This window comes from Gracilimonas tropica DSM 19535 (assembly GCF_000375425.1).
Taxonomy (GTDB): Bacteria; Bacteroidota; Rhodothermia; order Balneolales; family Balneolaceae; genus Gracilimonas; species Gracilimonas tropica.
On the sequence record NZ_AQXG01000045.1, the window covers coordinates 1 to 1,559 of the forward strand.

The 1,559-nt window shown below is 39.7% G+C and carries 2 protein-coding genes; both read left to right on the plus strand.

Features of this window, described 5'->3' with window-relative positions; translation table 11 throughout:
• The first annotated feature begins 233 nt into the window (after nt 1-233).
• On the plus strand, nt 234-410 hold the full coding sequence (locus B151_RS20520; RefSeq protein ID WP_083909929.1) for a YHS domain-containing protein: 177 nt from the start codon (nt 234-236) through the stop codon (nt 408-410).
• Between the two features lie 123 nt (nt 411-533).
• A partial coding sequence (locus tag B151_RS19220) for an NAD(P)/FAD-dependent oxidoreductase (protein WP_020404923.1) occupies nt 534-1,559 on the plus strand: 1,026 nt, incomplete at its 3' end.

Sequence of the window (1,559 nt, forward strand, 5' to 3'; positions counted from 1 at the left end):
CTAAATGGAAAGTCTTAATAAAGAGTGTATAGTAACAGGAAAAGAGGTAATAGACCCTCAAAGCTCTCCCAAAAGTAGTGTCAATGGCAATACATGGGCATTCTGCACTGCAACCTGTAAAGAGATTTTTGACAGGAACCTGGTCAAATTTGTCGAAAAGAAGTATCCATCAAAAAACGAATCCGCAAATTCAACATCACTCCATCTAAAATAAAAATATTAGGAGGTTTATTATGTCTCGTCATGCAACTTGTCCTGTAAGTGGCTTAGCCATAGATAATCCAGATCTGTCCCTGCAAATTGAGTATGAAGGAATATGGCTTTACTTCTGCTGTCCGTCTTGCGAAGACACTTTTTTGAGAGAACCTGATCACTACATTTCTGGTCATAGGTCCTTTTATTTTTTCTAATTAATTAATGCACCGAAAAACCCCTATGCATCTGGCCCTGAAACGGCTTTGTGCATTTAAATTATTATTACACAAAATAATTAGAATCAATTAAATACTCTGTGTAGCCTATCGGAGGTTGGCATGAAAAAAGAACACATTCATATAATTGGCGCTGGCCCTGGAGGGTTAGTTTCTGCTATTAATTTGGCCAAGGCCGGATATTCTGTCAGCATATACGAAATGTATCATGAAGTGGGTAAACGTTTCAACCATGATTTCCAGGGTATTGAAAATTGGTCAACCAAAGAAGATGCACAGGAATTTTTAAGACGTATTGGCATTTCCACAAACTTTCTCTTTGAACCGTTTGGAAATGGGGATTTCTACAATCCCTCTGGGCAAAAATATAATTTTAGAATGTCACGCCCTCTCTTTTACATGATAGAACGAGGATCTAATGAATGGAGCCTGGATCAGGGTTTGAAGCGGCAAGCCATTGAATCCGGAGTGAATTTTCATTGGGGAGAAAAAATCACCAAGGTCCCAGAAAATGGAAAAGTAATCATAAGCACAGGCCCTAAAGGCGCCGATGCTATAGCCAAAGGAATTATTTTCTCAACTACTCACAAAAATTATTTTGCGGCTTTCCTTGGTGATGATATTGCTCCGCAAGGATACGCATATTTACTAGTTCATGAGGGAAAGGCTACATTTGCTACTTGTCTGTTCGAAGAATTCCCCAAGTCCCTTCATTATTTTGACAAAGCTTTAGAAGTACTGAAAAAACAGGTGAATATTGATATTCAGGATTCAAAATATTTTGGCGGGTATGTGAATTTCTCCCTAAATCAAACACTCATAAAAAACAACCGCATCTACTACGTAGGAGAAAATGCCGGCTTTCAGGATGCTCTGTTTGGCTTCGGTATGCGCTATGCCATGCACTCGGGATACCTGGCAGCCCAAAGCATCATAGAAAACCTTTCCTACCAAGCTTTCTGCAAAGAACATATTATTCCGAAGCTGGAGGTTTCACTGGCCAACCGATGGCTGTTTACCCGGTTGGAAGACTTGGGCTATACAATCATGTTGGACCGGCTGAAAGACAAAGACGATATCATTCCCGTACTACGTAACCAATACAATCCGAGTTGGTATAAAAGAATA

Bases quoted from the DNA above. Each gene is read 5' to 3' on its own strand.
- B151_RS20520 (WP_083909929.1), top strand. From the start codon at position 234: ATGTCTCGTCATGCAACTTGTCCTGTAAGTGGCTTAGCCATAGATAAT.